Origin of the sequence: Phytopseudomonas flavescens (assembly GCF_900100535.1) — a bacterium.
Lineage (GTDB): Bacteria > Pseudomonadota > Gammaproteobacteria > Pseudomonadales > Pseudomonadaceae > Aquipseudomonas > Aquipseudomonas flavescens.
The window spans coordinates 352,201-374,264 of sequence record NZ_FNDG01000002.1; the positions used below are offsets into that span (position 1 = coordinate 352,201).

At 64.2% G+C, this 22,064-nt stretch carries 18 protein-coding genes; 17 read left to right on the plus strand and 1 reads right to left on the minus strand.

What is annotated here, in order from left to right:
* Window positions 1-18: 18 nt before the first annotated feature.
* The 11 genes from hisC to BLR94_RS03805 all read left to right on the plus strand — a co-directional run bounded on the left by hisC (window position 19) and on the right by BLR94_RS03805 (window position 14,194).
* A complete protein-coding gene (gene hisC, locus BLR94_RS03755; RefSeq protein ID WP_084303190.1) occupies window positions 19-1,128 on the plus strand; it encodes a histidinol-phosphate transaminase in 1,110 nt (369 codons plus the stop codon).
* Window positions 1,129-1,157: 29 nt separating this feature from the next.
* Complete coding sequence (locus BLR94_RS03760; RefSeq protein WP_084303495.1) at window positions 1,158-3,368, plus strand: bifunctional prephenate dehydrogenase/3-phosphoshikimate 1-carboxyvinyltransferase; 2,211 nt, start codon at window positions 1,158-1,160, stop codon at window positions 3,366-3,368.
* Complete coding sequence (cmk, locus tag BLR94_RS03765) at window positions 3,365-4,051, plus strand: (d)CMP kinase (protein WP_084303189.1); 687 nt, start codon at window positions 3,365-3,367, stop codon at window positions 4,049-4,051. Before BLR94_RS03760 ends, cmk begins: the two co-directional genes overlap by 4 nt.
* A gap of 138 nt (window positions 4,052-4,189) precedes the next feature.
* Window positions 4,190-5,869: a 30S ribosomal protein S1 gene (rpsA, locus tag BLR94_RS03770; protein ID WP_084303188.1), complete on the plus strand. Its 1,680-nt coding sequence runs from the start codon at window positions 4,190-4,192 to the stop codon at window positions 5,867-5,869.
* A gap of 195 nt (window positions 5,870-6,064) precedes the next feature.
* Window positions 6,065-7,441, plus strand: a complete 1,377-nt coding sequence (locus BLR94_RS03775) for a Rieske 2Fe-2S domain-containing protein (RefSeq protein ID WP_084303187.1) — start codon at window positions 6,065-6,067, stop codon at window positions 7,439-7,441.
* Window positions 7,438-7,926, plus strand: a complete 489-nt coding sequence (gene benB / locus BLR94_RS03780; protein ID WP_084303186.1) for a benzoate 1,2-dioxygenase small subunit — start codon at window positions 7,438-7,440, stop codon at window positions 7,924-7,926. The genes BLR94_RS03775 and benB overlap by 4 nt, the downstream gene beginning before the upstream one ends.
* 52 nt (window positions 7,927-7,978) lie before the next feature.
* Window positions 7,979-9,022 (plus strand): benzoate 1,2-dioxygenase electron transfer component BenC, encoded by a 1,044-nt coding sequence (gene benC / locus BLR94_RS03785; protein ID WP_084303185.1) that lies wholly within the window; start codon window positions 7,979-7,981, stop codon window positions 9,020-9,022.
* A 10-nt stretch (window positions 9,023-9,032) separates the two neighbouring features.
* Window positions 9,033-9,809: a 1,6-dihydroxycyclohexa-2,4-diene-1-carboxylate dehydrogenase gene (locus tag BLR94_RS03790; protein WP_084303184.1), complete on the plus strand. Its 777-nt coding sequence runs from the start codon at window positions 9,033-9,035 to the stop codon at window positions 9,807-9,809.
* A 338-nt stretch (window positions 9,810-10,147) separates the two neighbouring features.
* On the plus strand, window positions 10,148-11,479 hold the full coding sequence (locus tag BLR94_RS03795) for an MFS transporter (RefSeq protein WP_084303183.1): 1,332 nt from the start codon (window positions 10,148-10,150) through the stop codon (window positions 11,477-11,479).
* A 114-nt stretch (window positions 11,480-11,593) separates the two neighbouring features.
* Window positions 11,594-12,814 (plus strand): benzoate/H(+) symporter BenE family transporter, encoded by a 1,221-nt coding sequence (locus BLR94_RS03800; protein WP_084303182.1) that lies wholly within the window; start codon window positions 11,594-11,596, stop codon window positions 12,812-12,814.
* Between the two features lie 117 nt (window positions 12,815-12,931).
* Complete coding sequence (locus BLR94_RS03805) at window positions 12,932-14,194, plus strand: OprD family porin (protein ID WP_084303181.1); 1,263 nt, start codon at window positions 12,932-12,934, stop codon at window positions 14,192-14,194.
* 230 nt (window positions 14,195-14,424) lie between these two features.
* Here BLR94_RS03805 and BLR94_RS03810 read toward each other — a convergent pair whose 3' ends face one another.
* Window positions 14,425-15,300, minus strand: a complete 876-nt coding sequence (locus BLR94_RS03810) for a LysR family transcriptional regulator (RefSeq protein WP_084303180.1) — start codon at window positions 15,298-15,300, stop codon at window positions 14,425-14,427.
* Window positions 15,301-15,512: 212 nt separating this feature from the next.
* On the opposite strand from BLR94_RS03810, the gene BLR94_RS03815 reads away from it, so the two are divergent.
* The 6 genes from BLR94_RS03815 (at window position 15,513) to BLR94_RS03840 (ending at window position 21,926) form a co-directional block, all read left to right on the plus strand.
* Complete coding sequence (locus BLR94_RS03815) at window positions 15,513-16,634, plus strand: muconate cycloisomerase family protein (RefSeq protein WP_084303179.1); 1,122 nt, start codon at window positions 15,513-15,515, stop codon at window positions 16,632-16,634.
* Between the two features lie 22 nt (window positions 16,635-16,656).
* Window positions 16,657-16,947 (plus strand): muconolactone Delta-isomerase, encoded by a 291-nt coding sequence (gene catC, locus BLR94_RS03820; RefSeq protein WP_084303178.1) that lies wholly within the window; start codon window positions 16,657-16,659, stop codon window positions 16,945-16,947.
* A 48-nt stretch (window positions 16,948-16,995) separates the two neighbouring features.
* A complete protein-coding gene (catA, locus tag BLR94_RS03825) occupies window positions 16,996-17,931 on the plus strand; it encodes a catechol 1,2-dioxygenase (RefSeq protein ID WP_090423650.1) in 936 nt (311 codons plus the stop codon).
* 143 nt (window positions 17,932-18,074) lie between these two features.
* Window positions 18,075-19,370, plus strand: a complete 1,296-nt coding sequence (gene salA / locus BLR94_RS03830) for a salicylate 1-monooxygenase (RefSeq protein ID WP_084303176.1) — start codon at window positions 18,075-18,077, stop codon at window positions 19,368-19,370.
* A 101-nt stretch (window positions 19,371-19,471) separates the two neighbouring features.
* The gene (locus BLR94_RS03835) at window positions 19,472-20,818 is read left to right on the plus strand and encodes an MFS transporter (RefSeq protein ID WP_084303175.1); all 1,347 of its coding nucleotides are present in this window, start codon (window positions 19,472-19,474) and stop codon (window positions 20,816-20,818) included.
* 151 nt (window positions 20,819-20,969) lie between these two features.
* Window positions 20,970-21,926 carry an AraC family transcriptional regulator gene (locus tag BLR94_RS03840; protein WP_084303174.1) on the plus strand — a complete coding sequence of 319 codons (957 nt, stop codon included), beginning with the start codon at window positions 20,970-20,972 and terminating at the stop codon, window positions 21,924-21,926.
* Window positions 21,927-22,064 lie beyond the last annotated feature (138 nt).

Here is a 22,064-nt window from a genome sequence, read left to right on the forward strand (position 1 = left end):
AGCTTGAGGCTTGCAGCTATGTCTTGTGATTTCATCGCCCTGGCTCAGCCAGGCGTACAGAAACTTTCCCCCTACGTGCCGGGCAAGCCGGTGGATGAGTTGGCCCGCGAGCTGAACATGGACCCGGCCAGCATCGTCAAACTGGCCAGCAACGAGAACCCGCTCGGCCCGAGCCCGAAAGCGCTGGCGGCGATCCGCGCTGAGCTGGACGAGCTGACCCGCTATCCGGACGGCAACGGCTTCACCCTGAAGACCCTGCTGGCCGAGCGCTGTGGCGTGACCACCGCCCAGGTGACCCTGGGCAATGGCTCCAACGATATCCTCGAACTGGTCGCTCGCGCCTACCTGGCCCCCGGTCTGAATGCGGTGTTCAGCGAGCACGCGTTCGCCGTCTACCCGATCGCTACCCAGGCCGTTGGCGCCCAGGCCAGGGTCGTGCCGGCGGTAAACTTCGCCCATGACCTGCCGGCCATGCTGGCGGCTATCGATGCCAACACCCGGGTGGTGTTCATCGCCAACCCGAACAATCCGACCGGTACCTGGTTCGACAAGCAGGCGCTGCATGACTTCCTTGCTGCCGTGCCGGAAAACGTGCTGGTGGTGCTGGACGAGGCCTATATCGAATACGCCGACGGCGACGAGCTGCCGGATGGCCTGGATTTTCTCGCCGGCCATGCCAACCTGCTGGTCTCACGTACCTTCTCCAAGGCCTACGGTCTGGCCTCGTTGCGGGTTGGCTATGGCTTGAGCCGACCGGATGTGGCGGACGTGTTGAACCGTGTTCGCCAGCCGTTCAACGTCAACAGCTTCGCCCTGGCTGCGGCTTGTGCGGCTTTCGACGACAGCGAATACCTGGCGCGCAGCCGCGAGGTCAACGCCGCCGGTATGCTGCAGTTGCAAGAAGGCTGCCGCGCGTTGGGCCTTGGCTGGATCCCGTCCAAGGCCAACTTCCTGGCCATCGACTTCGGCCGTGACACCGCGGCGATCAACCAGGGCCTGCTGCGTGAGGGGGTGATCGTGCGGCCGGTCGCCGGCTACGGCATGCCCAACCACCTGCGCGTGTCCATCGGCCTGCCGGCCGAGAATGCCCGCTTCCTGGAGGCACTGCGCAAGGTGCTGAACGCGTGATCGAACGCAATGCGCCGGTGACCGGGTTGCTGGTCGAGCGCCTGGTCGTGGTGGGGCTCGGCCTGATCGGTGGCTCCTTCGCCAAGGGCCTGCGCGCCCGTGGTGTGTGTCGTGAGGTGGTTGGCGTCGATCTTGATCCGCAGGCGCGCCGCATGGCCGTCGAGCTGGGCGTGGCAGACCGCTGCGAGGAGCAACTGGCCGCCGCTTGTCAGGGCGCCGACGTGATCATGCTGGCCGTGCCCATCCTGGCCATGGAGCGGGTGCTCGGCGAACTGGCCAGGCTGAACCTCGGCGATGCCATTCTGACCGATGCCGGCAGCGCCAAAGGCAACGTGGTGCGGGCGGCCGAAGCGGTATTTGGCGGGGTGCCGGTGCGTTTCGTACCGGGCCATCCTATCGCCGGTTCCGAACAGAGCGGCGTCGAGGCCGCCAACGGCGAGCTGTTCAAGCGCCACAAGGTGATCCTCACACCGCTGGCGCAGACCGATGCGACGGCCCTGCAGCGGGTCGACCAGCTCTGGCGCGAGCTGGGGGCCGACGTCGAGCACATGCAGGTCGAACACCACGACCAGGTGCTCGCGGCCACCAGCCATTTGCCGCACCTGCTGGCCTTTGGCCTGGTCGACTCGCTGGCCAAACGCAACGAGAATCTGGAGATCTTTCGCTACGCCGCCGGCGGCTTCCGCGACTTCACCCGGATCGCCGGCAGCGATCCGGTCATGTGGCACGACATCTTTCTCGCCAACCGCGAGGCGGTGCTGCGCACTCTGGATGTATTTCGCGACGACCTCGACGCCCTGCGCGACGCGGTCGACGCAGGGGACGGGCATCACCTGCTGGGCGTATTCACGCGCGCCCGCGTGGCCCGCGAACATTTCAGCAAAATACTGGCCCGCCGGGCCTATGTGGACGCTATGCACTCGAACGATCTGGTTTTCCTGGCTAATCCTGGTGGCGCTGTCCGTGGGCGTATCCGCGTTCCCGGCGACAAGTCCATCTCCCACCGCTCGATCATGCTCGGCTCGCTGGCCGAAGGCACTACCGAGGTCGAAGGCTTCCTGGAGGGCGAAGATGCCCTGGCGACCCTGCAGGCCTTTCGCGACATGGGCGTGGTCATCGAGGGCCCGCATCATGGCCGCGTGACTATCCATGGCGTTGGCCTGCACGGCCTCAAGCCGCCACCCGGGCCGATCTACGTGGGCAATTCGGGGACCTCCATGCGCCTGCTGTCCGGCCTGCTGGCGGGCCAGCCGTTCGACGTGACCATGACTGGCGACGCGTCGCTGTCCAAGCGCCCGATGAACCGCGTGGCCAACCCGTTGCGCGAGATGGGCGCGGTGGTCGAGACCGGCCCGGACGGTCGCCCGCCACTGACCATCCGCGGCGGCCATAGGCTCAAGGCGCTGACCTACACCTTGCCGATGGCCAGTGCCCAGGTCAAATCCTGCCTGCTGCTGGCTGGCCTGTATGCCGAAGGTGTCACCACCATCACCGAGCCGGCGCCGACCCGCGATCACACCGAGCGCATGCTGCGCGGCTTCGGTTATGCGGTCGACTCCAGAGGCCCGGTTGCCTCGCTGCAGGCAGGTGGCAAACTGACCGCTACCCGTATCGAAGTGCCAGCGGACATTTCTTCGGCAGCCTTCTTCCTGGTGGCGGCCTCCATCGCCGAAGGCAGTGACCTGCTGCTCGAGCATGTCGGCATCAACCCGACCCGCATTGGCGTGATCGAGATCCTGCGCCTGATGGGCGGTGATATCCGCCTGGAAAACCAGCGGGAAGTCGGCGGCGAGCCGGTGGCCGACCTGCGTGTGCGCGGTGCCAGGCTCAAAGGCATCGAGATTCCCGAAGCGCTGGTGCCGCTGGCCATCGACGAATTCCCGGTGCTGTTCGTCGCTGCGGTCTGCGCCGAAGGGCGCACCGTGCTGCGTGGCGCCGAAGAACTGCGGGTCAAGGAGTCCGACCGCATCCAGGTGATGGCCGACGGCCTGACCAGCCTGGGCGTGAAGGTCGAGCCGACCGCCGATGGCATCATCATCGACGGTGGCCAGGTCATTGGTGGCGGCGAGGTTTACAGCCACGGCGATCACCGTATCGCCATGGCCTTCAGTGTCGCCTCGCTGCGTGCCAGCGCGCCGATCCGCATCCACGACTGCGCCAACGTCGCCACCTCGTTCCCCAACTTCCTCGCCCTGGCCGAGCAGGTCGGCATTCGCGTGGCAGTGGAGGGGCAGCGATGAACGTCGCACCAGTCATCACCATCGACGGGCCGAGCGGCTCGGGCAAGGGCACGGTAGCCGGCCTGCTGGCCAGGCAACTGGGCTGGAACCTGCTGGACTCCGGCGCGCTGTATCGCCTGCTGGCGTTCTCCGCACGCAACCATGGCGTCGACCTGGGCAACGAGGCCTCGCTGACGCTGCTCGCCGCGCACCTCGACGTGCAGTTTCTCGCCGCCGGTGATGGCAAGCCGCAGCGCATCATCCTCGAGGGCGAGGAGGTGACCGATGCCATCCGCAACGAGCAGGTCGGTGCCGGGGCCTCCCAGGTCGCCGCACTGCCTGCGGTGCGCGAGGCGCTGCTGCAGCGTCAGCGCGCCTTCAACGAGGCGCCGGGCCTGGTGGCCGATGGTCGTGACATGGGCACGGTGGTGTTTCCCGATGCGCCATTGAAGGTTTTTCTCACCGCCAGCGCCGAGGAGCGGGCCAACCGACGTTACCTGCAGTTGAAGGCCAAGGGCGATGATGTTAATCTCGCGAGTCTTCTTGAGGAGATTCGGGCACGCGACGAGCGTGATACCCAGCGTACGGTGGCTCCGCTCAAGCCGGCGGCCGACGCGATCCAGCTGGATTCCACCGAATTGTCCATCGAGCAGGTGCTGGAAAGAATTCTGAGCGAAGTCGCCAGTCGCGACCTCGCCAGTTGAAAAAGAGCCATCTCGGCTCGCAGGGGAGGCTTGCGGGAGACCAGTCCACGTCCCGCAGGCCTTCTTTCACATGAATAAACCCGCATTGTCTGGAGTGCGGAGCAGGGCGAATCCCCGCCCGATCCAACAGGAATAAACATGAGCGAAAGCTTTGCAGAACTTTTTGAAGAAAGCCTGAAAACCCTGGACATGCAGCCGGGTGCCATCATCACTGGCATCGTGGTCGACATCGACGGCGACTGGGTTACCGTTCACGCTGGCCTGAAGTCCGAGGGCGTTATCCCTCTGGAGCAGTTCTTCAACGAACAAGGCGAGCTGACCATCAAGGTCGGTGACGAAGTCCACGTTGCGCTGGACGCGGTTGAAGATGGCTTTGGTGAAACCAAGCTGTCCCGCGAGAAAGCCAAGCGCGCCGAGTGCTGGATCGTCCTGGAAGCAGCTTTCGCCGCCGAGGAAGTGGTCAAGGGCGTTATCAACGGTAAGGTTAAGGGCGGCTTCACGGTCGACGTTAACGGCATCCGTGCGTTCCTGCCAGGTTCCCTGGTCGATGTCCGTCCGGTGCGTGATACCACTCACCTGGAAGGCAAAGAGCTCGAATTCAAGGTCATCAAGCTCGACCAGAAGCGCAACAACGTTGTCGTTTCCCGTCGCAGCGTCCTGGAAGCCGAGAACTCCGCAGAGCGCGAAGCCCTGCTGGAATCGCTGCAGGAAGGCCAACAGGTCAAGGGTATCGTCAAGAACCTCACCGACTACGGCGCATTCGTCGATCTGGGTGGCGTCGATGGCCTGCTGCACATCACCGACATGGCCTGGAAGCGTATCAAGCACCCGTCCGAGATCGTCAACGTTGGCGACGAGATCGACGTCAAGGTTCTGAAGTACGATCGCGAGCGTAACCGTGTTTCCCTGGGCCTCAAGCAACTGGGCGAAGACCCATGGGTTGCCATCAAGGCGCGTTACCCGGAAAGCACCCGCGTCGTTGCGCGCGTGACCAACCTGACCGACTACGGCTGCTTCGCAGAGCTGGAAGAAGGCGTGGAAGGCCTGGTACACGTTTCCGAAATGGACTGGACCAACAAGAACATCCACCCGTCGAAAGTCGTTCAGGTTGGCGACGAAGTGGAAGTCATGGTTCTGGACATCGACGAAGAGCGTCGTCGTATCTCCCTGGGTATCAAGCAGTGCAAGACCAACCCATGGGAAGACTTCTCCGGTCAGTTCAACAAGGGTGACAAGATCTCCGGCACCATCAAGTCGATCACCGATTTCGGTATCTTCATTGGTCTGGACGGCGGCATCGACGGCCTGGTTCACCTGTCCGACATCTCCTGGAACGAAGTCGGCGAAGAAGCCGTACGTCGCTTCAAGAAGGGCGACGAGCTGGAAACCGTCATCCTGTCGGTCGACCCGGAGCGCGAGCGCATCTCCCTGGGCATCAAGCAACTGGAAGAAGATCCGTTCTCCGACTACGTTGCCGTCAACGACAAGGGCACCATCATTCGCGGTATCGTGAAAGAAGTCGACGCCAAGGGCGCTATCGTTACCCTGGCCGAAGGCATCGAAGCGACGCTGAAAGCTTCCGAAATCAGCCGTGACCGCGTCGAAGACGCGCGTAACGTCCTGAAGGAAGGCGAAGAAGTCGAAGCCAAGATCATCAGCGTCGATCGCAAGAGCCGCGTGATCAGCCTGTCGATCAAGTCGAAAGACGTCGAAGACGAAAAAGAAGCCATCAAGGAAATGCGCAAGCAGGAAGTTGAAACTTCCGGTCCGACCACCATCGGTGATCTGATCCGCGCGCAAATGGAAAACCAGAACTAAGTTCGGGTAATCCAGAAAAAGGGCGACTTCGGTCGCCCTTTTTTGTGCCCGTAGACAGGCTTCTTCTGCTCTGTGGCACCCTGCAACTGGCCTCTGCAGTATCTGGATAGCGATCTGCAGTAAACGGCTATTGCCACCTCGTACCCGCTCTTAATCTGGCTCAGCCTGATACAAGAACAACGGAGGGTACGACCCATGACCGGCACATTCGACCGCCTCGCCCGGCAGCTTGCCGAATCCGTCCAGGAGGATCCCGACAAGGGGCTCTTCCGTTGCCGACGCGATGTTTTCACCGACCCCGAGCTGTTCGAACTGGAGATGAAGCACATCTTCGAGAGCGGCTGGGTCTACCTGGCCCATGAGAGCCAGATTGCCGAAACCAACGATTACTTCACCAGCCACATCGGCCGCCAGCCGGTCGTGATCACCCGCGACAAGCAGGGCGAGCTGCACGGCCTGATCAACGCCTGTGCACACCGCGGAGCCGTACTGTGTCGCCGCAAGCAGGGCAACAAGGGTTCGTTTACCTGCCCCTTCCACGGCTGGACATTCAGTAATGCCGGCAAGCTGCTCAAGGTGAAGGATGCCAAGACCGGTGGCTACCCGCAGAGCTTCGATTGCGAGGGCTCCCACGACCTCAAACACTTGGCGCGCTTCCAGAGCTACCGTGGTTTTCTGTTCGGCAGCCTCAGCGAAGACGTGCTCGCCCTGGAGGACTACCTGGGGGAAACCCGGGTGATCATCGACCAGATCGTCGACCAGGCGCCTGAAGGGCTTGAGGTGCTGCGCGGCAATTCTTCGTACTTCTACGACGGCAACTGGAAGCTGCAGATCGAGAACGGGGCCGACGGTTATCACGTCAGCTCGGTGCACTGGAACTACTCGGCGACCATGCAGCGGCGCAACTACGAAGCCGAGGGCACCCGTACCGTGGATGCCAACGGCTGGTCGAAGAGCATCGGCGGTTTCTACGCTTATGAGCATGGCCATATCCTGCTCTGGACGCGCCTGATCAACCCGGAAGTGCGCCCGGTTTTCGAGCACCGCGACGAACTGGCCGCCAGGTTCGGTGATACCCGTGCCGACATCATGGTCGGCCAGACGCGCAACCTGTGCCTGTACCCCAACGTCTACCTGATGGATCAGTTTTCCACGCAGATCCGCGTGGTGCGCCCCATCGCCGTGGACAAGACCGAGGTGACCATCTACTGCTTCGCGCCCAGGGGCGAGAGCGACCAGGCCCGTGCGCTGCGCATTCGCCAGTACGAGGACTTCTTCAACGTCACCGGCATGGGCACGCCGGATGACCTGGAGGAGTTCCGCGCCTGCCAGACCGGGTACGCCGGCCAGGCCGCACAGTGGAACGATCTCAGCCGCGGTGCCAGCCACTGGATCGAAGGGGCGGACGACAACGCCAGGGCCATGGGCATGCAGCCCTTGCTCAGCGGTGTGAAGTCCGAAGACGAGGGGCTGTTCGTGCGCCAGCACGCCTACTGGGCGCAGGCCATGCAAAAGGCTATCGAGGCCGAGCGAGGCAAGCTCATCGCCACCGATGGGGAGCATGCCGCATGAGCCTGAAGCGCCAGCAACTGCTCGATTTCATCTACCGCGAAGCGCGCCTGCTGGACGACCGCCAGTGGGACGAATGGCTCGCGTGCTATTCGAGCACGGCGGTGTTCTGGATGCCGGCCTGGGACGACGATGATCGCCTCACCGAAGATCCGCAGCGGGAAATCTCGCTGATCTACTACCCCAATCGCGAGGGGCTGGAAGATCGCGTCTTCCGCATCAAGACCGAGCGCTCCAGCGCCAGTACGCCGGAGCCGCGTACGGCGCATTTCATCGCCAATCTGGAAGTGCTGGAAGAGGGTGCCGAACAGGTCGAGTTGCGCTTCAACTGGCAGACCCTGAGCCATCGCTACAAGAGTACCGATGTCTATTTCGGCACCTCGTTCTACAGCCTGGACGTACGCGGCGATCAGCCATTGATCACCTGCAAGAAGGTGGTGCTGAAGAACGACTACGTGCACCAGGTTCTGGACATCTACCACATCTGAGTCCGTGTGCCGCCGCCATGTATCCGTTGCCTGGCGGTGGCGAGGTATCGCCATGACGTACACCATCGCCCTGAATTTTGAAGATGGCGTGACCCGCTTCATCGACTGCAAGGCCGACGAGAAGGTGCTCGATGCAGCCTTCCGCAACCGTATCAATCTGCCCATGGACTGCTCTGACGGCGTATGTGGCACCTGCAAGTGCCGCTGCGAAGACGGTGAGTACGACCAGGGAGAGGATTATATCGAGGACGCCCTCAGCGAGGACGAGGCCGAGCACGGCCTGGTGCTGACCTGCCAGATGGTGCCGGCCTCGGATTGCGTGATCGCCGTGCCGGTGCCATCCACCGCCTGCAAGACCGGCACCAACAGTTTCGAGGCTGAGCTGGCGTCGATCACCCCCCACGCCGATGCAGCCCTGGAGGTAACGTTCGACATCGTCGCGGGCGCACTGGCACCGACCTTCCTGCCGGGTCAATACGTGAACATCGGTGTGCCGGGTGGTACCCAGACCCGGGCCTATTCGTTCAGCAGCAAGCCTGGGGAAGCGCGCTTCGGTTTCCTGATCAAGCGCGTGCCCGGTGGGCTGATGAGTGCCTACCTGGATCAGGCGCAGCCGGGGGAGCGCTTGCAGTTCAGCGGGCCGCTGGGCACCTTTTACCTGCGTGAGGTGGGCCGCCCGCTGTTGCTGCTCGCCGGTGGCACCGGCCTGGCGCCATTCCTGTCGATGCTCGAGGTGCTCGCCGAGCGTGGTTGCGAACAGCCGATCAGCCTGATCTATGGGGTGACCCGCGATCTCGATCTGGTGCTGCTCGAGCGCCTGCAGGAGCTGGCCGAGCGCCTGCCGACCCTGGCGGTGATCACCTGCGTGGCGGAGCCGCAGTCCGCGCACCCGCGCAAGGGCTACGTCACCGGGCACATGACCGCGACGATGCTCAACGACGGCGACGTCGACGTGTACCTGTGCGGGCCACCGCCGATGGTCGACGCCGTCCGCAAGCACTTCACTGAGCAGGGCGTCACCCCTGCGAGCTTCCATTACGAGAAGTTCACCCCGACCCAGACCGTAACCGTCGACCGGCAGGCCATACCGGCCTGAGGAGCGTTGCATGACCAAGAGATTCGAGAACAGGGTGGCGCTGGTCACCGGCGCAGCCCAGGGTATCGGCCGCCGTGTCGCCGAGCGCTTGCTTGCCGAAGGCGCGCGGCTGGTGGCGGTCGACCGTGCCGAGCTGGTTCATGAGCTGCAGGACGATCTGGGTCAAGGTTGCGAGCTGTTGACCCTGACCGCCGACCTGGAGCGTTACAGCGACTGCCAGCGGGTGGTGAGGCAGGCCGTCGAGCGTTACGGGCGCCTGGACATCCTCGTCAACAATGTGGGCGGCACCCTCTGGGCCAAGCCGTTCGAGCATTACCGCGAGGAAGAGATCGAAGCCGAGATCCGTCGTTCGTTGTTCCCGACCCTGTGGTGCTGCCACGCGGTTGTGCCGGTGATGCTGGAGCAGGGGGGCGGGGCCATCGTCAATGTGTCGTCGATCGCCACGCGCAGTCTCAACCGTGTGCCCTATGGCGCCGCCAAGGGAGGCGTCAATGCCCTGACTGCCTGCCTGGCTTTCGAGAATGCCGAGCGGGGCATCCGCGTCAATGCCACCGCACCGGGTGGTACCGAGGCACCGCCACGGCGCATTCCGCGCAACAGCGCCGAGCAAAGCGAGCAGGAGAAGGTCTGGTACCAGCAGATCGTCGACCAGACGCTGGAAAGCAGCCTGATGAAGCGCTACGGCACGCTCGACGAACAGGTCGGCGCGATCCTGTTCCTGGCCTCGGACGAGGCCTCCTACATCACTGGGGTGACCCTGCCGGTCGGCGGTGGCGACCTGGGCTAGGGCCTGTTAACACTACCGCACGACCGCGCCGGAGCCCGTTTTGCCGCGATGCAAGGCACGAGCCGCGAAGTTTAGCGGGCTAAATGAGCCGGCGAGAAACGCCGTATCGCGGCAAAACGGGCCCGGCCCTATGGGTTGCGCGAAAAATCTCGCCATGCGTTGTTGGAGGACTTGGCAAGGGAACAACCATTCCCTGCGTCCTCCGCCTAGCGGATCGCCGCCCGGCCTGGCGAGATTTTGCGCAGCAACGCGGCTTGCGCGGTAGCGTTAACAGGCCCTAGGGCGTATCACACGCCCTGCACGCCGTTTTACAACAACAATAAAAGAGACCCCATGCCATGCGAACCACCGACGTACACGAGATCATCGATAACGCGCGCTTTTCCCGCTTTCACTGGCAGGTGATGTTCTGGTGCGCCTTGCTGCTCATCTTCGACGGTTATGACCTGTTCATCTACGGCGTGGTGCTGCCCGTGCTGATGCAGGAGTGGAACCTCACGCCCATGGAGGCCGGCGCACTGGGCAGCTATGCGCTGTTCGGCATGATGTTCGGTGCGCTGTTCTTCGGCCCGCTCGCCGACAGGATCGGCCGCAAGAAAGGTATCGCCATCTGTTTCGTGCTGTTCAGCGGCTTTACCGTGCTCAATGGCCTGGCGCGCAACCCGACCGAGTTCGGTATCTGCCGTTTCATCGCCGGTCTGGGGATCGGCGGGCTGATGCCCAACGTGGTGGCGCTGATGAACGAATATGCCCCCAAGCGCCTGCGCAGTACCCTGGTGGCGGTGATGTTCAGCGGTTACTCGCTGGGCGGCATGCTTTCGGCTGGCGTGGGCATCTACATGTTGCCGCGTTTCGGCTGGGAGGCGATGTTCTTCGCCGCGTTGCTGCCGCTCGCACTGCTGCCGCTGGTATTGCGTTACCTGCCGGAATCAGTGGGCTTTCTGGTTCGCCAGGGGCGACACGACGAGGCTCGGGCGATGCTCGCACGGGTCGATCCGCAGCGTGACCTGAGCGACAGCGAACTGCGCATGGACGATGGCAAGGGGCAGGGCGCTCCGGTGCTGGAGCTGTTTCGCGAGGGCCGCGCGCTGCGCACCCTGATGATCTGGGTGGCGTTCTTCTGCTGTCTGTTGATGGTCTACGCGTTGGGCTCCTGGCTGCCGAAGCTGATGGCCAATGCCGGCTACAGCCTGGGTTCGAGCCTGTCGTTCCTGCTGGCCCTGAACTTCGGCGGCATGTTCGGCGCCATCGCGGGTGGTTTTCTCGGTGATCGCTTCAACCTGCCGAGGGTTGTGGTGGGTTTTTTCATCGCCGCTGCCGTGTCCATCACCCTGCTGGGTTTCAAGAGCCCCATGCCGGTCCTGTACCTGCTGATCTTTATCGCTGGGGCGACCACCATCGGCACGCAGATCCTGCTGTACGCCTGCACCGCACAGTTCTATGGCCTGTCGATACGCTCCACCGGCCTGGGCTGGGCCTCGGGGATCGGCCGCAACGGCGCCATCGTCGGGCCGTTGCTGGGAGGCGCCTTGCTGGCGATCAGCCTGCCGCTGCAGCTCAACTTCATGGCCTTCGCGATTCCCGGTGCGATTGCCGCGCTGGCGATGACGGTGTTCGCCCTGAGCAGCGCCAATGCCGGCAAGGTCGCCTTGCAGGCGAGCAAGGCCTGACGGCCGAACGGGTCCGCAACATGACGCAGCCTCGATGACCTGCAGTGTGTCGGTCATCGAGGGCAGCAGCGGCCGTGCCCATGGGCTGGCCGCTCGGTCCGATGGAGCGATGCAATGACGCTGTTCAAGGATTTTTCGCTGTCGGCGCTGGTCGCCGGCTTCATCGCCACGGTGATTTCCTACGCCGGGCCGTTGGTGATCATCTTCCAGGCGGCGCATGCGGCCGATTTGCCGGCCGAGGTGCTGTCGTCATGGATCTGGGCGATCAGCATCGGCAGCGGTGTGCTGGGCATCGTGCTCAGCCTGCGCTACCGGGTGCCGGTGGTGATCGCCTGGTCGGCGCCCGGTTCTGCCTTGCTGGTCACCTTGTTGCCCCAGGTGGGGATCGCCCAGGCGGTAGGGGCGTACCTGGTGGCCAACCTGATCGTGCTGCTGGTGGGCCTCAGCGGCGCGTTCGACAAGGTGGTGGCGCGGCTGCCACTGTCGGTCTGCGCGGCGATGCTGGCGGGCATCCTCTTCGGCTTCGGCAGCACGCTGTTCGTGTCCTTGCAGGAACAGCCCGCGCTGGTGCTAGCGATGTTCGTGACCTACCTGTTGTGCAAGCGCTGGTTACCCCGCTATGCGGTGCTGGCGGTGCTGCTGGTCGGCGTGGGCATGGTCATCGGCCGAGGTGAGTTGAGCGCGGACGCCTGGGTGGTCGGGCTGGCCACACCGGTGTGGATCACCCCGGCGTTTTCCTGGACGGCGATACTCAATATCGGCGTACCGCTGGCTGTGGTGGCGCTGACCGGCCAGTTCATCCCCGGTATGGCGCTGCTGCGCAGCAGCGGCTACGGCGGGACACCGGCGCGGCCGCTATTGGCCTCCTGCGGGCTTGGCAGCCTGTTACTGGCCCCGTTCGCCTGCCATGGCCTGGCATTGGGGGCGATCACCGCGGCCATCTGCACTGGTCGCGATGCCCATGAACGGGCTGACCGGCGCTATGTCGCCGGTGTCGTGGGTGGCCTGTTCTACCTGCTGTTCGGGCTGTTCGGCGCTACGCTGGTGGCGCTGTTCACGGCCTTTCCCCAGGCACTGGTGGCGGCGCTGGCCGGGCTGGCGCTGTTCGGTGCAATCGCCACCTCACTGGCCGCCGCCATGGCGGTGCCGCAAGAGCGTGAGGCGGCACTGGTGGCCTTTCTGGTCACCGCATCGGGCATGTCCTTCCTGGGTTTGTCCGCCGCATTCTGGGGGCTGATCTTTGGTCTGTTCGCCCATCTCTTGCTGACGCAGCGACCCCGATCCGAAGCCCACAAGAGCGCCCTGCAACCCACGCAGGATCAGCCCATGCGCTGATCCTGCCACCCTGTTTCCCGCTCCGGCGGGCACCTCATCCGGCTATCTCCCAACCTTGCGCTGCATGTCGGCGGGAGTGCCGCTGTACCCGTGAAATAACAACAAGAGCACACGACCATGAGCCAGCATCCGATTACCCGGTCCCTGTTTTCCCTGAGCGTTCTGAGTCTGCCGGTTGCCGTACAGGCGGCGAACGAGGGATTCGTCGAAGGCGCCAGCGCCACCCTGCAGGCGCGCAATTACTACTTCAGTCGAGACTTTTCCGACATCGTCGGCGCCAACCGACAGTCCAGGGCCGAAGAGTGGGCCCAGGGCTTCATCCTCGATTTCAAGTCCGGTTATACGCCGGGCGTGCTCGGCTTTGGCCTGGACGCGCAGGGGCTGCTTGGCATCAAGCTCGACAGCAGCCGTGATCGGGCCAATACCGGGTTGCTACCGGTACGCGACAATGGCGAGGCCGCCGATGAATACAGTCGCCTTGGCGTGGCGCTGAAGGCGCGCCATTCGCAGACCGAACTGCGTGTCGGCGAGCTGCAGCCGAACCTGCCGGTACTGACCTTCAGCGATATCCGCCTGTTGCCGCCGAGCTATCAGGGCGCCTCGCTGCTGTCCCGGGAGATCGACGGGCTGACGCTGCAGGGCGGCCATCTGCGCTCTACCAGCCTGCGCAACGAAGCAGGCGACGACAAGCTGCAGGCCATGCTCGGCCATGTGCCGCAGCGCCAGGTCAGCAGCGATGCCTTCAACTACCTGGGTGTCGACTACGCGCTCAACGATAAACGTACCACCGCCAGCCTCTGGTACGCGCAGCTGGAGGATATCTACAGCCAGCGTTTTATCGGCCTCAAGCATAGCGAGCCGCTGGGCGCCTGGGCACTGGGCGCCACCCTGGGTTACTTCGACAGCCGCGAAGACGGCGACCGCTTGCTGGGTGATATCGACAACCAGGCGTTCTATTCGCTGCTGTCGGCCAAGTACGATGGGCATACCTTCTATGTCGGCTATCAGGCGATGTTCGGCGGCAATCCGTTTCCACGGGTCTTCGCCAACGTCACCCCGCTGGGCAACGAGGTGCCGACCTACGAGTTCGCCTACACCGACGAGCGTTCCTGGCAGGCTCGCTACGACTATGACTTCGCGGCCCTCGGCGTACCGGGCCTGACCACCACCGTGCGGTACATTCGTGGCAACAACGTCGACACCGGCCTGGGCTACGAAGGCAAGGATCGCGAGCGCGATGTGGATATCGCCTATGTCGTGCAGAGCGGTTCGCTCAAGGGGCTGGGCGTGCGCGTGCGCAACGTCGAGGCGCGTTCGAACTACCGCAGCGATATCGACGAGAACCGGCTGATCGTCAGCTACACCTGGACGCTGCTCTGAGCACCTGTCCGCGATCTTGGCGAATATATGGGGCGGCGGCCATGGGGCGCTAGCGGACATTCGTAGGGTGGACGGCGCTTCATCCGTCCACCGCTCTGCGATCGCGATGGTGGATGAAAAGAGCGTCATCCACCCTACGGCGGCTTCCGCCTTTTTGCTGTGATTGCGTGTGACGTCTCGTCGAGGGAGAGGCCCGCTTCACGGACTCGGCAGGCAAACCAGATAGCGGCTTAGTCGAGATCGAGGTTCTTGACCAGATTCAGGCAACGCCTGAGCAGCGGTGACTCATCGTCCTTGCGGTAACTGATGACGATCGGCGAGGTGGCATTGGCATCGAGCAGGGGCGTGTAGCCGATATCGTCGCGGTGCAGGCGTTGTACCGAGGCGGGCACCAGGGTGATGCCGATACCGGCTGCCACCAGGCCGATGGCGGTCTGCAGTTCATTGGTCATCTGTGCCACGCGAATCTTCAAGCCGTTGCGCGCGAACAGCCCGAGCACATGGTCGGCATAGCTGGGCCTCGGGGTACCCGGATAGAGCACGAAAGGTTCACGGGCCAGGTCTTCCAGGGATGCGGGAGCGGCCAACAGCCGATGGCCGGCGGGCAGGGCGGCGACCAGAGGGTCTTCACGAATCACTTCCTGGACAATGGCCGGGTCGTCGATATGGATGCGCCCGAAACCGATATCGATACGCCCACGTTTGAGCGCTTCCACCTGCTGCAGGGTGATCAGCTCGGACAGCCCCAGCTCGATGGCCGCCTCGCTGCGCAACTGACGGATCAGCTCCGGCAATGCGCCATACAGGGTGGAGGGGGCGAAGCCGATGCCCAGCCAGCGTCTTTGCCCTTCGGCGATTCGTCGCGTGTCTTCGCTGACGCGACCGAGCTGCTCGAGCAACTGCACGGAGTGCTCATGGAAGAAACGCCCGGCTTCGGTGAGGCGCAACGGGCGACCGCGCTCGATCAGCGCGACCCCCAGTTCGTCCTCCAGTTGCTGGATCTGCCGGCTCAGTGGTGGCTGGGCGATGTGCAGGCGCTCAGCCGCGCGGGTGAAGTTGAGGGTTTCAGCCAGCACGCGGAAGTAGCGCAGGTGGCGCAGCTCCATGATACCTCCAGGGTATGAAACCAGACCGATTCAATATTGGACTGGCTCATTTGCTGAGGTCAATCTGTGCCCGAACAAAAATAAAACCTGAAGGATATGCTCGCGATGACTCGCCTCCTGTGTTCCTGCGCTTATTTCCCATGCCCGGCCGGCCAGGTGAGCGCGGTGCTGCCCTGGGCCAGCCGTTCTATCCAGCCCACGGGGCACCTGCAATGAGCGTGCCCCTGATCGAGCGCCTCGACACCCTGATCGTCGACCTGCCGACCATCCGCCCCCACAAGCTGGCGATGCACACCCTGCAGCGGCAGACCCTGGTGATCCTGCGCCTGCGCTGCAGCGATGGCATCGAGGGTATCGGCGAGGCGACCACCATCGGTGGCCTGGCCTATGCCGGGGAAAGCCCGGAAAGTATCAAGACCAATCTCGACAGCTATTTTGCGCCGCTGCTGATCGGCCAGCCGGCCGGCAACATCAACGCGACGATGCAGCGTATCGATCGTGCCGTGCGCGGCAATACCTTCGCCCGCTCGGCGCTGGAAACCGCGCTGCTCGATGCCCAGGGCAAGCGCCTCGGCCTGCCGGTCGCCGAGCTGCTGGGCGGCCGCGTGCGCGACGGGCTGGAGGTTGCCTGGACACTGGCCAGCGGCGATACCGCCAGGGACATCGAAGAGGCCGAGCGCATGCTCGACCTGCGTCGCCATCGGCTCTTCAAGTTGAAGATCGGCAGCCGCGATGCCGCCCAAGACATTGCCCACGTGGCAGCGATCAAGCGTGCACTGGGCGAGCGCGCCAGTGTGCGGGTCGACGTCAACCAGGCCTGGAGCGAAGCGGTTGCCCTGCGTGCCTGCCAGGCGCTGGGCGATGCCGGTGTGGACCTGATCGAACAGCCTATCGCCCGCCATGACGTACAGGCCCAGGCGCGCGTCAGCGCCCGTAGCCCGGTACCGATAATGGCCGACGAAGCCATCGAAAGCGTCGAGGACAGCTTCAATCTGGCCCGTGCCGGTTCCGCGCCGGTGTTCGCCCTGAAGATCGCCAAGAATGGTGGCCCGCGTGCCGTGCTGCGCAGTGCCCATATCGCCGAGGCGGCCGGTATCGGCCTGTACGGCGGCACCATGCTCGAAGGCAGCGTCGGTACCCTGGCCTCTGCTCACGCCTTCTCCACCCTGGCCAGGCTGGAGTGGCACAGCGAGCTGTTCGGCCCATTGCTGCTGACCGAGGACATCCTCGTCGACGTACCGGTGTACCGCGATTTCGAACTGAAGATTCCGACCACTCCCGGCCTGGGTGTGACGCTCGATGAGGAGCGTCTGCAGCACTTCCGCCGTCGTTGATGCCTACCGAAAGGACGTTGCCATGCTGTTCCACGTGCGCATGACCGTAAAACTGCCCGCCGACATGCCGGCCGAGCAGGCCGAGCGCCTGAAGGCCGATGAAAAACAGCTGGCCCAGCGCCTGCAGCGCGAGGGTACCTGGCGCCACCTGTGGCGCATCGCCGGGCTGTACGCCAACGTCAGCGTGTTCGACGTGGCCGATGCCCAGGCCCTGCATGACACGCTGATGCGGCTGCCGCTGTACCCCTACATGGAGATCGAGGTCATGGCGCTGTGCCGTCACCCGTCCTCGATCCATGACGACGATCGCTGATTCGCCTGCCTACTGCCTTCAAGACAAAAACAAGATGAGGAAAAGACCATGACCGTACGTATCGCCCAGACCGTGGATGTGCAGAAGTTCTTCGAAGAGGCCAGTGGTTTCGGCAACGACCAGGGCAGCGCGCGGATGAAGACGGTGATTCACCGCCTGCTCAACGACACCGCGAAGCTTATCGAGGATCTGCAGATCACCCCGGAAGAATTCTGGAAGGCGGTGAACTACCTCAACGAACTCGGCAGCCGCCAGGAGGCCGGCCTGGTGGTCGCCGGCCTGGGCATCGAGCATTACCTCGACATGCTGATGGACGCCGAGGACGAAGAGGCCGGTCGCACCGGCGGCACGCCGCGCACCATCGAGGGGCCGCTGTATGTCGCCGGCGCGCCGCTGAGCAAGGGCGAAGCCCGTCTGGACGACGGCCAGGATGCCGGTACGCCTTTGTTCATGCAGGGGCGGGTGTTCGACACCGACGGCAAACCGCTGGCCGGCGCCATCGTCGATGTCTGGCACGCCAACACGGGCGGCACCTATTCCTACTTCGACCCGGCGCAATCAGAGTTCAACCTGCGCCGCCGTATCGAGACCGACGCCGAGGGCCGCTATCGTTTCCGCAGCATCGTGCCGTCCGGCTATGGCTGCCCGCCCGACGGCCCCACCCAGCAATTGCTCGACCAGCTCGGCCGCCATGGCCAGCGTCCGGCACACGTGCATTTCTTCATCTCGGCGCCGGGCCATCGTCACCTGACCACCCAAATCAACCTGGATGGCGACCGGTACCTGCATGACGACTTCGCCTACGCCACCCGCGATGAGCTGATCGCCAAGATCGATTTCCACGACGATGCGCTGCGTGCCAGGGCCCATGGGGTCGAGGGGCGCTTCGCCGAGATCGAGTTCGAGTTCGATTTCACCTTGCAATCCACCGCCGAGCCCAGGGCCCAGCGACGCCACGAGCGGGTGCGCGCGCTGGAGGTCTGAGGGGCGCCTCGAACAACTGGCGTGTCAGGTCGCGCAGCGGTGAGGCAGGCCCGTGACCGGCGTCCGCTGACAGCCGGGGGACGACTGTTTTTTCGTCGCTGCCGCCGCTGCGCCTCGATGCAATAACGGAGTGGAGAGCAGTCATGAATAACCTCACACAAGCGCGTCCCCTGCGCATCGGTATCGTTGGCGGGGGCATTGCCGGTGTCGGCCTGGCCCTCGGGCTGTGCCGCCACGCTCACCTGCAGGTCGACCTGTTCGAGTCGGCGGCGGCATTCGGGGAAGTCGGCGCCGGGGTGTCGTTCGGCGCCAATGCGGTACGGGCGATCACCGGACTTGGCCTGGCCGAGGCCTACCACCAGATGGCTGACCGTACGCCGCAGCCCTGGCAGGATGTGTGGTTCGAATGGCGGCGGGGCCACGATGCCGGTTACCTGGGTGCCAGTGTGGCGCCGGGCGTCGGGCAGTCTTCGGTGCACCGTGCGGACTTTCTCGATGCACTGGCCGCCTGCCTGCCGCCAGGCTTGGCGCATTTCGGCAAACGCGCTGCAGCTGTCGAACAGCGCGCCGACGGCGTGTGCGTGCAGTTTACCGATGGCAGTTCCTACCAGGGCGACGTGCTGTTCGGCGCCGATGGCATCAAGTCCGCCCTGCGTGGGCACGTATTGGCCGGGTTGGGCGAGGCGGACCGCGGACCGCGTTTCAGTGGCACCTGCGCCTACCGCGGGATGATCGATAGCCAGCGTTTGCGCGAAGCGTTGCGCGCCAACGGCGTGGACGAGCACCTGGTGGACGTGCCGCAGATGTACCTGGGGCTGGACCGCCACATCCTGACCTTCCCGGTGAAGCGCGGTCGCATCATCAACGTGGTGGCGTTCGTTTCCGATCGCCGTTCTCCCGCACCACGATGGCCGCAGGATCAGGCCTGGGTGCGTGAGGCCAGCCAGCGGCAGATGCTGCAGGACTTCTCCGGCTGGGGCGCCGCCGCCCGTACGCTGCTGGAGTGCATCGCCGCACCAACCTGCTGGGCGTTGCACGACCTGCCGGAGCTGTCCGGGTATGCCCATGGCCGCGTGGCCCTGATCGGCGATGCGGCGCACGCCATGCTGCCGCACCAGGGGGCCGGGGCGGGCCAGGGCCTGGAGGATGCCTATTTCCTGGCCCAGCTATTGAGCGATTCGCGCCTCGCTGCCGGGCAGGTACCCGAGCTGCTCGCCGTATACGACCGTGTGCGTCGGCCGCGGGCTTGCCGGGTGCAGCGCACGTCGTGGGAAGCGGGGCAGTTGTATGAATGGCGCGACCCGCAGATCGGCGCCAACGAGGAAGCCATGGCGGCCGCCCTGGAAAGCCGTTTCGCCTGGTTGTGGAACCACGACCAGGACGCCGACGTGGCCCGGGCACAGCGCCTGCTGGGCTGGCCCAGCACGACCAGCGCCTGAGCCTGGCGGCGGGACCTGTGGTGCAGGGCTGGCCATTCGCGCAGTCAGCGGCGCGCATAGGCGAGCGTGACGTTCGGGACAACGATAAAGAGATCGATAGCATGCGCACCATCGATGTGAATGTCTTGCTCGACGAGGCGAGATTCAATGCTTTCCATTGGCGCGTGCTGTTCTGGTGCGCGCTGATCATCGTCTTCGACGGTTACGACCTGGTCATCTACGGCGTGGTGCTGCCGGTGCTGATGCAGGAGTGGGGGCTGACCCCGCTGCAGGCCGGGGCGCTGGGCAGTTATGCGCTGTTCGGCATGATGTTCGGGGCGTTGTTCTTCGGCTCGCTGTCCGACAGGATCGGCCGGCGCAAGGTCATCGCCTGCTGCGTGATCCTTTTCAGCCTGTTCACCGTGCTCAATGGGCTGGCGCGCAATCCCGGGGAGTTCGCTGCCTGCCGTTTCATCGCCGGTCTCGGTATCGGCGGGGTGATGCCCAATGTGGTGGCGCTGATGAACGAGTACGCGCCCAAGCGCAGCCGTGGCCTGCTGGTGGCGATCATGTTCAGTGGCTACTCGGTCGGCGGCATGCTCTCGGCCGGCCTGGGCATTGTGTTGATACCGGCATTCGGATGGTCGTCGGTGTTCTTCGTCGCCGTGCTGCCTTTGCTGCTGTTGCCACTGGCGATGCGTCAGTTGCCCGAGTCGGTGAGTTTTCTTCTCGGGTCGGGTGGTGCCGAAGGGCGGGCCGGCGACCTGCTGCACGCGGTCGAGCCACGTTATCGCCCGCAGCCGGGTGACCGTTTCAGCATCGCCTCCGGCAAGGTCGCCAGTGTCGGCGTGTCGCAGTTGTTCCACGGCAAGCGCACGCTTTGCACGCTGATGCTCTGGATGGCGTTCTTCTGTTGCCTGCTGATGGTCTACGCGCTCAATTCCTGGCTGCCGAAACTGATGAGCACGGCCGGCTACGGGCTTGGTTCCAGCCTCGCGTTTCTACTGGTACTCAACCTCGGAGCGATCATCGGCGCCATTGCTGGCGGCTGGCTGGGCGATCGCTTCGGGCTCGACAGGGTGCTGGTCGCCTTTTTCGCCATGGCTGCGTTGGCCATCGCCCTGCTGGGGCTGAAAAGCCCCGCTGCAGTGCTGTATCTGTTGGTCGCCCTCGCCGGAGCGGGCACCATCGGCACGCAGATTCTCGCCAATGCCTGTGCCGTACAGTTCTACCCGGCACAGGTCCGTTCGACCGGCTTGGGCTGGGCGATGGGTATCGGTCGGACCGGCGCGATCATCGGGCCGCTCCTGGGTGGCGCATTACTCGCCGCGCAGCTGCCGCTGGCCTTGAATTTTCTGGTGTTCGCGGCGCCTGGGGCCGTCGCGGCCCTGGCGATGATGCTGTTCATCCATCGTCGTCAGGCGCTCGCCGGGCAGGCGCCCCTGGACGCGTCGCTGCCCGTGCAGTAGCCATGTGCGGCCGGTTGCCTGGCAGACGCAGATGTAACCCTTTGTCACGCCGCCGTATTGCGGTGCAAGGGGTGGTTAGAATCGCCGGGTGGCTAGCGGATTGCCCGTCACTGGCGATTCGGCCCTATAAGAAAAACAAAGAGGCCTGATGATGAGCAATTCATTGCTGAGCGAACGCAGCAGCGTGTTCCTGCGCGCCGATCCCTATGCGGTATCGGATTACGTCAACCAGCACGTGGGCGCCCATTGCATACGCCTGCCCAACAGCGGCTTTCCCGAGGCGAGCCTCAAGCATCGCAAGTTCTCCAGCCTCGACCTGTGCCGTATCAGCTACGGCGGCAGCGTGCGGGTCACCTCGCCGGCGCTGGAGACCATCTACCACCTGCAGATCCTCCTCAAGGGACACTGTCGCTCGCAGTGCCGCGACCTGGAGCATTTCTATGTACCGGGGGAGTTGCTGCTGATCAATCCGGACGACCCGGTGGATCTCACCTACTCGGCGGACTGCGAGAAGTTCATCGTCAAGCTGCCGGTCAGCCTGTTCGAGAACACCTGCCTGGAACAACGCTGGATGTTGCCGGAAGGTGGCATCCGCTTCACGGCGGCGCGGCATGACATGGCTGGGCTGGAAGGCTTCGCCGGCCTGCTCGGGCTGATCTGCGGGGAGGCCGAAGCCACGGCCAGCCTGCCTCAGGTCCAGGAGCACTACGTGCGCATCGTGGCCAGCAAGCTGCTGGCGTTGCTGGGCAACAACGTGCAGCGCGTGCAGCCCCAGAGCCATGCCTCGTCGTTCGAACAGGTGGTGGATTACATCGAACGGCATCTGACCCAGGACATCGGCGTCGATCAGTTGCTGGCCGTCGCCCGGGTCAGCGAGCGCTCGCTGTATGCGCTGTTCGAGCGGCATGCCGGCATCACGCCCAAGGACTACATTCGCCAGCGCAAGCTCGAGCGCATTCACGCACAATTGCTCGATCCGGCCTGCACGGTGCGCAGCGTCACCGAAATCGCCCTCGACCATGGCTTCCTGCACCTTGGGCGTTTTGCCGAATGCTACCGGCGCAGTTTTGGCGAGTTGCCGTCGCAGACCTACAAGCGCAATCGCTGAGCCCTGTAGTGCCTGGAGGGGCAGGCCGACAGGTTCAAGTATCGTTCGATTATCGAACCTCTAATCGATTATCGGATTGTTAGCAGGCTATGGGGTGGGTACCTTGTGCGCATACGGCGCAATAGCCGCCCCACGGTT